9 protein-coding genes and 1 pseudogene are annotated in these 8,496 nt (G+C 59.1%); 7 read left to right on the top strand and 3 right to left on the bottom strand.

The features are described from left to right. Positions 1–210: 210 nt before the first annotated feature. From ABZ260_RS10475 to ABZ260_RS10455, 5 genes are all read left to right on the top strand, one after another. Positions 211–1,017: a hypothetical protein gene (locus tag ABZ260_RS10475; RefSeq protein ID WP_355615463.1), complete on the top strand. Its 807-nt coding sequence runs from the start codon at positions 211–213 to the stop codon at positions 1,015–1,017. A gap of 192 nt (positions 1,018–1,209) precedes the next feature. Further along, positions 1,210–3,600, top strand: coding sequence for a glycoside hydrolase domain-containing protein (locus ABZ260_RS10470; protein ID WP_355615460.1), 2,391 nt, complete (start codon positions 1,210–1,212; stop codon positions 3,598–3,600). 348 nt (positions 3,601–3,948) lie between these two features. Next, positions 3,949–4,644 (top strand): hypothetical protein, encoded by a 696-nt coding sequence (locus ABZ260_RS10465; protein ID WP_355615457.1) that lies wholly within the window; start codon positions 3,949–3,951, stop codon positions 4,642–4,644. A gap of 428 nt (positions 4,645–5,072) precedes the next feature. Continuing rightward, positions 5,073–5,348, top strand: coding sequence for a transposase family protein (locus tag ABZ260_RS10460; RefSeq protein WP_355615454.1), 276 nt, complete (start codon positions 5,073–5,075; stop codon positions 5,346–5,348). A 348-nt stretch (positions 5,349–5,696) separates the two neighbouring features. Beyond that, positions 5,697–6,248, top strand: a complete 552-nt coding sequence (locus ABZ260_RS10455) for a hypothetical protein (protein ID WP_355615451.1) — start codon at positions 5,697–5,699, stop codon at positions 6,246–6,248. Here ABZ260_RS10455 and ABZ260_RS10450 read toward each other — a convergent pair. The 3 genes and pseudogenes from ABZ260_RS10450 to ABZ260_RS10440 all read right to left on the bottom strand — a co-directional run. Next, positions 6,218–6,445: pseudogene (locus ABZ260_RS10450) on the bottom strand (DUF397 domain-containing protein); the annotation flags it as partial. The gene ABZ260_RS10455 and the pseudogene ABZ260_RS10450 sit on opposite strands and share 31 nt — an antisense overlap. A 34-nt stretch (positions 6,446–6,479) precedes the next feature. Next, entirely contained in the window at positions 6,480–6,677 is a 198-nt protein-coding gene (locus ABZ260_RS10445; protein ID WP_355615448.1) for a DUF397 domain-containing protein, read from the bottom strand. 23 nt (positions 6,678–6,700) lie between these two features. Then, positions 6,701–7,558, bottom strand: coding sequence for a helix-turn-helix transcriptional regulator (locus ABZ260_RS10440; RefSeq protein WP_355615445.1), 858 nt, complete (start codon positions 7,556–7,558; stop codon positions 6,701–6,703). Between the two features lie 129 nt (positions 7,559–7,687). On the opposite strand from ABZ260_RS10440, the gene ABZ260_RS10435 reads away from it, so the two are divergent. Beyond that, positions 7,688–7,987 carry a hypothetical protein gene (locus ABZ260_RS10435; RefSeq protein ID WP_355615442.1) on the top strand — a complete coding sequence of 100 codons (300 nt, stop codon included), beginning with the start codon at positions 7,688–7,690 and terminating at the stop codon, positions 7,985–7,987. Then, the gene (locus tag ABZ260_RS10430) at positions 7,984–8,481 is read left to right on the top strand and encodes an ATP-binding protein (protein ID WP_355615439.1); all 498 of its coding nucleotides are present in this window, start codon (positions 7,984–7,986) and stop codon (positions 8,479–8,481) included. Before ABZ260_RS10435 ends, ABZ260_RS10430 begins: the two co-directional genes overlap by 4 nt. The last annotated feature ends 15 nt before the right edge of the window (positions 8,482–8,496 follow it).

Below are 8,496 nucleotides of genomic sequence, written 5' to 3'. Positions count from 1 at the left end.
CGGGCACCCCCGCGTCGACCTCGGCCTGCAGGATCCGGTCGAATCCGGCCGTCGAGGGGCGGCATGATAAGAGCTTTATCAAGGATATGGCAATTTCTGTCTTTCTCGACATTGACCGTTTTTCTTTTGAGCGGCTGTTTCACATCCAGCCCCGACACGCAGCACGGCGGGCAAAGGGGGACTCAAAGCAGTTACCCACCTTTTGGCTCGGTGGAAGATTTCGAATTGCCAATGGATGTTTATGATTTGGATAATGTTCGGCGCGCGTATGTACAGGAAGCCCGTTTCAAGGTTCTGGGATCCTGTCTAAAAAAGTTTGGATTCACGATGCCGAAGCATGATGTGACGCCTATACGATATCCAAAGAATGCTGCCTATTTGGGTTGGCTGGGCGAGAAAGATGTCGCGTATTACGGCTACCTCGGGCCGAAAAACCAAGACGCTGAAGAGTTTGCCGCTCTCGACGGGCTTCGCATGTTCGTGATTCCGACCGAGCAGGATGCCGCTCATTCAGGGTACGGCGCTTCGAAGGTCAATGGGATCAAGGTTCCCAAGATGGGATGTGCAGGCGAAGCCGAGCGAGCGCTCAATGCTGGAGCAATCGGCCTGGACGGAACTAAGCTTGTCAAAGAATACGACTTCAAACGGCTACATTCTCTGATGGAGGATGCAGCCATAACAGGTTTTAAGGATAAGCGGATCGCCGAAGCTGCAGTGTGGTGGAGTGACTGCATGAAGAGCAAGGGATTCTCTTACAAGGAGCCGTTCGAGGCTCAAAGTGACCCACGTTGGCAGGCGGGAGACTCCGGTCGCGGCCGCCGTACCGTGAGCACACTAGAAATCAATACCGCTGTTGCTGATGAGCAGTGCCGACTGCAAGTTAACTACAGCGGCGTTAGGCGGGCCGCTTATATCGATGCCCAAAACGCGATTATTATAAAGAGTCGAGATTTGCTTCAAAGGCTGAAGAATTTGATGGAAACACGATACGCTAACGCCGCCCAGATTCTTGAATGATACTTTTCTTTGCAAGGCGTCTGGAAAATAATATTGAGGCACCCCAAATCAGCGTACGGAGTCTTGAAAAAGCAGCACAGGGTCAGCGCGCACCAATTTGCGCCTACCGTATGACCGATCTGTATTCTTTTGTTCGATATGGTGTGATCTAAGCAGTCGAATAGCAAACACATAACCAGGAAGGTTATACACATGGATGCAAAAGTGCTTGAAGCTCAGAAGTGGGTGAACTCAACATACGGTCAGGTGGCGGGATACAACAGATGTCCAGAGGACGGCGTCACCGGTTGGGCGACGATGTTCTCTCTCACTCGTGCCCTCCAGGTCGAGCTTGGGATAACATCGCTGTCCGACAACTTCGGGCCGACGACGCTGTCCAGGCTCGGAACCCTCGGAAACATCGGTCCCGCGACTACAAATAAGAACATCATCAGAATTCTTCAGCATGGGCTTTTCTGCAAGGGCTACTGGGGCGGTGACCAGTATGGTGTCTACGACGGCAGGGTTACCATTTCTGTGGGCGCACTAGCTGCGAACGCGGGACTTCCAGGTTACACCAGCACGGTCCAGCCCAAGTTGTTCAAGGCGATCCTCGCAATGGACGCCTATGTCATCGTGGCTGGCGGAAAAGAGAAAGTTCGTGCCGTTCAGCAGTGGCTCAACGGACGTTACATCGCTCGAACCAACTTCTTCATTATTCCTTGTGATGGAATATTTTCCCGGGACGTTCAGAAAGCGCTTTACCTGGCGATTCAGTTCGAGCTCGGTATGACTGATGATCAGGCAACAGGTGTATTTGGGCCCGGCACTCAAGCCGGCCTCAAGAACCATCTGTTGGCCAGCGGCGACACGGGCATCTGGGTACAACTCTTCAGCGCTTCGGCCGTCTTCAACGGCGCCGTCGGATACAGAACGACACAGGGAGGCTGGTCATATAGGGAACCCTCATTCACAGACACCTTCGACACCGACCTCAAAGGTTGGGTGCGCTCCTTCCAGGAATTCACCTGCCTTCCAGACCCTGGCAATGTCGATGTCGATTTCGCAACCTGGTGTCAGACACTGGTATCCACCGGGGACCCTAATCGTCCCGGCACAGCGGCCGACTGCATTACCACCGTCACAGAGGCGCGCGCTAAAGCTCTTCATACCGCGGGCTATAGAGTGATTGGCCGTTACCTAGACGAGCGCCCCAGTAACAACCCACTAAACAAGCAGATTCAGCCAGGTGAACTGAACATCATATTTCAGAACAACCTGAAGGTTTTCCCGATTTCCCAGTACAACGGTGAATCGGTTGGCTATTTCAACCATGCGCAAGGCCGCCTGGACGCAGTTGGGGCGCATACGGCAGCTGTAAGGTACGGCTTCGACAGCGGAACGGTGATCTACTTCGCTGTTGACTATGATGCGACGCAAGCCGAAATTGAGTCGCATATTATCCCTTATTTTCGAGGTGTGGTTGCCGGGCTGGTCAGCCAGGGTAAGAAATACGTGCACGGCGTTTACGGATCCAGGAACGTATGCGCACAGGTGAGCAAAACTACTCTCGCCCGATGGTCATTCGTATCGGGCATGTCCACAGGCTTCTCCGGCAACATGGGATACGCTCTGCCTGAGAACTGGTCGTTCAATCAGATTCAAACACTGGCGGTCGGTTCCGACGACGGTAGAATAAATATTGATAAGAATATTCATAACCCAGCGAAAGATCCTGGAGTTTCGGCGGTTAATACTCCGAGTACACAGATCGACGCATTTGTCGCTTACATTAATCGCCTCTATGCTCTGGCGACCCAGTACACCGGTAGCAGCAAGAACCCGAGCCAGCTGGTAATGGAATTCCTGAGGCACGAAGACTACTCCGATTCTTACTGGAGGGCGCTGATCGGCGAGCACGACGAGGGATTCGTAAATCATGTTAAGGCCGCCGGGGTAACGATGATCAAAGAAGTGCGCGACCCCTTCTACGGGATAGATATCAATGTGGCTCATTTCGGCGCCAACTGCAATGGGGTATATATTGCACCACCCCCGTCGGGCATCGGGGTGAGCCGCAGTGAGGTCACTGGGTGGGGCGGCGATCTGATGACCTTCTATGGTGAATGGCGCCGTGATAGCGAGAGCTACTCATCGGGGTACACCTATTGCATCGAGAAACTGGCCAAGGTGGACGGCGCCGGCAGTTTCAAGCTACGCGATCTGATCGAGGACGCCGATAGCTACAACATTACTATGAAGGTGCTCAAAGGAAATAAGAACATCGCGGACGCCGTGGATGAATACTACAAGACGGATAGCTATAAATCCCGTTTCAAACAGTTCTATGAAGGCCGATTCGGGAACTCGGTAAATCTCTGGAATATTGTCGACCTCCTTCTCGCCAGAGACGTCGAAGCGGCTATCTCGGTTGCCCGTGTGGTGCTGATCGAGAAGACCGGTGGTATACCAACGGTACTGCCACACATGCTGCCTAACGACAAGTGGTCCGAGTTCCTCCAGGGATTCAGAGAGGTGTTCCTCGCCAGGGTGAACGAAGAGAGTGCACGAATTCAATCGCTGCAGCGTGGTAACGAGGCATGATCTGTGAGTTATCGCCGCTGGGCCGCCATATCGTGTATGACTCTGCTTGTGGCTGGCACCGTCTATGCACATGGGCTCTGGAATGGTGAATTCGCGACACTTCTCCCACTCAGTGAGTACTGCAGTAGCAAGCCTTTGGGCTCCCCGCCTGTTTCCTGGACGTGGTTCCCGCTCCGGCATCTCTGTCATTGGGAAGATGGAACGACGAGCGATCTGGTGCCGGCCTACGTCAATCCAGTGTTAGTGACGTCTCTGACGGCGACTGTCGTCTTTATGGTCATGGCCGTCCGAGCACGGAGACGGAAATGTTGATTCTCAACCATCACTTCTCTGGTCAAAGGAGTGTCAGTGTCTGACTCCGCATTCTGCTTATCGCGTCGCCGCCTGCTGACGGTCGGGGTGGGCATCGTCGGCGCCGTGGCTCTTGGCCACACCACGGATGCTTCTGCCGTTGCAGCGGTGCCTGGGGAAACAGGTTGGCAGCAAGATCTCAGTGAGAACGGCTGGCCCGTCGTCGGTGCGGTGAAACCTCAACCTATCGAAGGCAGCAATACAGCTGTGCGAGTTCTGGAGGGGAATGTCGCCGTCGTACTGTTGCACATCGCCCGGAGATTCCATTATGAGATCGACGCCCTGCGCAACAACGCTCCCGACGAGATCACGGGGCATGTCACCTCGCGTGCCGTGTCGCAACCGTACGAGAGCAACTACCTGTCGGGTACGGCGATCGCGATCCGGCCGGGCAGCTATCCCCTGGGGACGTCAGGCGGATTCTTCCCGCACGAGACGATCATCATCCGGGACATCCTGTCGGAATGTGACGGTCTTGTGCGCTGGGGTGGCGACGAGTCCACCCCGAAGGAGAGCCACTTTCAGATCGACGTGAAGCCTGATGACCGGCGCCTCGGCCTTCTGGTGGAAAAGATCTCAGAGTGGGATCAAACCCCTGGCGAAGGCGCCGGTTCTGTGGATCCATTCACGAGCGAGCGCCTTACCGCCGCTCGGGAGATGGAACGAAAGCAGCACAGCCGTCATCGCGACTGAAGCTCGGAATCGAGACCTTCGACAGAGGGCCCCGCTCTTTCTCCAGTTCCCCGGCGAGTTGATGTTTTGATGAGGTTCGTCCGCAGACGTGACACGTCACGGGTAAGGAAATGCCAAACCGTCAAAGGCAGAAAGGCGGGACTCCCGAAGATCAGAGGTCTCTGAAGCCGTCTGATCCAGAGAGAAAACCATGCCTGTCATGCCATCATCGCTGCTCTTGACTGCGAGCAGCTCGGGGAAACGAATGCCGGCTCCTCAGCCCGCCTGGAGCTTTTGGACCAGTTCGCCCTGATTACCGATCCGCGCTCGCGGTGTCCGTGGCCATGTAAAAGTGCCTCAGAACCCACTTTCCGTGATCGGAGCCCTTGGAAAGATCACAATCGAGTTGATCCACCTCACCGGACTCTCCAAGGTCGCGATCATACCGCGTGACGATCACCGAGCTGCTCACGGCGTTCCTTTCCCACCTGGCGTGCGTCCACGTCGAGCGTGTGTTCACCATGGGCAGGACGGTGCGCATTCACGCTCGTATGCAGGCATCTCAGGCCAGCTGCCCCGAGTGTGGCACCACGTCTCAGCGAGTACATAGCCGCTACGAGCGGCGGCTGTATGACACCCTGATCGCCAGTCAGGAGGCGTTGATCCACCTGTGGGCGCGCCGGTTCCTAATGCAGCTGTCGACGGCGGGTGAAAACTGGCTCTGACCCCGTGGTGACGCCTGGGTTCTAGTGCTTGTCGCAACGCACCTGATCATTAAGGGGCGCGTTGATGATGAGGCGATTGGGTGTGCGCCGTGTCCACCAGGAACCACAACTTCCAGCCGTCCGGCGCCTTGCCCGTCATAGACACCCGCCCGCGACTCCATAGGCGTACCCGAAACGCTCACAGACGTCCGCGGAAGCCGGATCGTTCCCAGAAACCCGCAAGTCAGCTCCAAGACGATCTTCAGTGCCGCCCGCAATCTTGTCCCCAGACCTGATGGCGTGAGCTGTCGGCGCATGCGCTCTCACTGCATATCGGACGAAGCGGAACGCGAACCGGAGGACATGGAAATGTACAAGAAGGCCCTGACCGTCGCGATGGCGGCGGCCGTCCTGTCCACGCCGGCCCCGGCACCCGCGTCTGCGGCTCCGACAATCGAGACCGTCTTCGGACCCGCCATCACCCTCAGGGAACCGGACAGCACCTTCGTCTGCTCAGCTGGAGAGGTACTGATCGACCGCGCCCACTGGGGGGACGAGAACGGCTGGACCAGATACCGGTGCGGCCAGATCCGCATCGACGGTGAAGCGGTCACCGTGCAGACCGGAAATTGGAGCTACGGCATAAAGGAGAGCAACTCGTACTTCGCCGCCCCTGCCGATCAGGTCCTCATCGGCAGGAAGCACCACGGCGACGAGAACGGCCTGACGTCATACCTCGTCGGCACGCTGCACTGGCGCGGAAGTCAGGTGCGGCTCACCTCCCGGCAGTGGACCGCAGCCATGACGGAGAGCAACCACTCCTCGCAGGCGTTCGCCCCTCTGGTCATGACCGGCCGCCGGCACCAGGGGGATGAGAACGGTCGCACCTTCTACGAGTACAGCAGGGTCACCGCCGGCTGAGGCCTCCCGCCCGCACAGGCCGTGTGACGCTGCGCGTGCCCAGGCCCCGAGGTCGTGTGCCACGCCGCCCTCCGGGCAGTCCAGGGCGAGAAGACCAACGCGAGGCCGTGTGGGTTCTTGCTGTCGCGGACGGCCACGATGCCGGTGAGGTTGCCGGCCACCTTGACGCACTGGCCGTTGCCACCGCTGCGGCTGCTCTTGCGCCATGTGGAAGGCCGGTGGTGCCGCGGTCTACGCGCCGTTTTTCAGGTCTGCCACGAATGCCGACCAGGTGTTACGGGCAAAGACGAGCCTGGCCCCCTCGGGGTCCTTGGAATCCCGGACGGCTACGGCATCGCCCAGGTCCGCGACTTCGACACAGTCTCCGTTGCCTCCGCTGAACGAACTCTTTCGCCATACGGCTTCGGTCAGGTCTACCGGGTCGGACATCGCACGGCCCTTCCGCTGGACACTCACACCAGGTTGTTTGACGCGTTCATCAGCATAACCGCCGTGTCCGCCGGACTGAGTGCCGCTGCTCTGAGGTAGTCGAACACCGCGACATACCGTCGGACGTCGGCGGCGTCCTCCAGGTACAGACCGCTGGACATGTTCTCCAGATAGATGACATCCAGGTCACTCGGAGCAGGAAAGCTCACAATGTTAAATGATCCGGTCATCGCCTGATGCGCGCCGGCCCGGTAGGGGAGGATCTGGATCATGATGTTGGGTTGCTGGCCGGCCTCGGCGAGGTACTTGAGCTGACTGGCGGTGATCTCGGCTGTTCCCACGTGCTGACGCACCACACCCTCCCCGAGAATTACGGATAGTTCCAGCGGGTTGTCGTCCGCGAGCCGCTTCTGACGCTCCATCCGCACGGAGACCCTGCGTTCGATCTCCTCTGCTGTGTCTCCGGGACGAGTGGCCGCGACAACCGCCCGCGCGTAGTCCGCGGTCTGCAGCAGACCGGGGACCAGCGTCTGCTGATAGGTCCTGATGGATGTCGCCTCAGCTTCGAGGCCGATGAGTGTCGCGTACTCGCCGGGCAGCACATCCCCGTAGTTCTGCCACCATCCTCGCTGCCGCGCTTCCCTGGACAGGGCCAGCATCGGGCCCCGGTCTGCCTCGGGGACCTCGTACATGTCGAGAAACGCACGGAGGTCACGCGGTCGGATGCCCCGGCGGCCCGTCTCGATCCGGCTGATCGAGGCCGCCGTCAACTCCATGCGGTCGGCCACCTCCTGCATGGACAGGCCGCGTTCGGTGCGCAACCGGCGCAGCTCTGACGCCAGGCGACGCCTGCGGACGGTGGGACTTGTGTCGGCAGCCATGGCCGCACCTTCCTGGAGGTCTTACGTCTGGAAACTATCTTTGGAAACTTCCTTAGGTAACTACCAAGAACATACGGCCCGAGGTAGCTTATCGGAGTGTAATTGAATGACTACAGAAAAGGTGGGGTGATGGAGATACCGGGGCGAGAGCGCGATCCGCAACAAGTGCAGTACATCCACCTCGTACGGCTCGGCTGGGACCTGCGGGTTCTTGGGGTGGCCACCTCGGTGGTCGTCCCCGTCGGCGGAGCGCCGGTGCTGGAGATCATGTCTTCTACCGGGGTTCGGGTCCGGATCCAGGTCACCCGCCGGGCCTGTGGCTGGGTCTTCGTCTGGCGTCCCTGGTGGTCGGTGACCTGGCGGCGTGACTGGATCTGGGCCGAGGCGAACAACGCGGCCGACATGATCGCGTCGGCGGTGACCGCGTGAGCGCGCGGGGCCAGGACGGCCCCGACGCGGCAGACGCGGCGATCAAGCGTTGGGATGGGCTTCGGCTCGTGGGTCAGCGGGACTTTCCCGGCATCGCACAGTCAGTGGGGGCCGCTCGCAAGTGGGTGCTGGAACTCCTGGACGGCCATGCGACCGCCGAGGCGCTGGAAACGCTCGAACTGCTGGTCAGCGAGGTGGTCACCAACGCCGTCCTGCACAGCGACTCGGCCAGGCCCGGCGGGCTGGTGACGGTCCGGGTGGGGTTGGGAGACAGCCTGATCCACATCGAGGTGATCGACGCCGGCTCGGCCACCAGCGCGCCCGCGATCCGGACGACCGACGACGACAGCCTCAGTGGGCGCGGCCTGAGCTGGGTGAATCTCCTGGCGAGCACCTGGGGCAGCAGCCAGACCGAAGAAACCGGCGGAACGGTCTGGTTCCAGCTCGGGCAGAGCCCCTCTCATCAGGACACAATTCCCCCTCCCTCCCGGTGAAGGCAGTCGGTGACC

The sequence above is a fragment of the Streptosporangium sp. NPDC006013 genome (assembly GCF_040614275.1).
Taxonomy (GTDB): domain Bacteria; phylum Actinomycetota; class Actinomycetes; order Streptosporangiales; family Streptosporangiaceae; genus Streptosporangium.
Note: the sequence above shows the minus strand (reverse complement) of the source record. Positions and strands in the feature narration are given on the sequence as shown.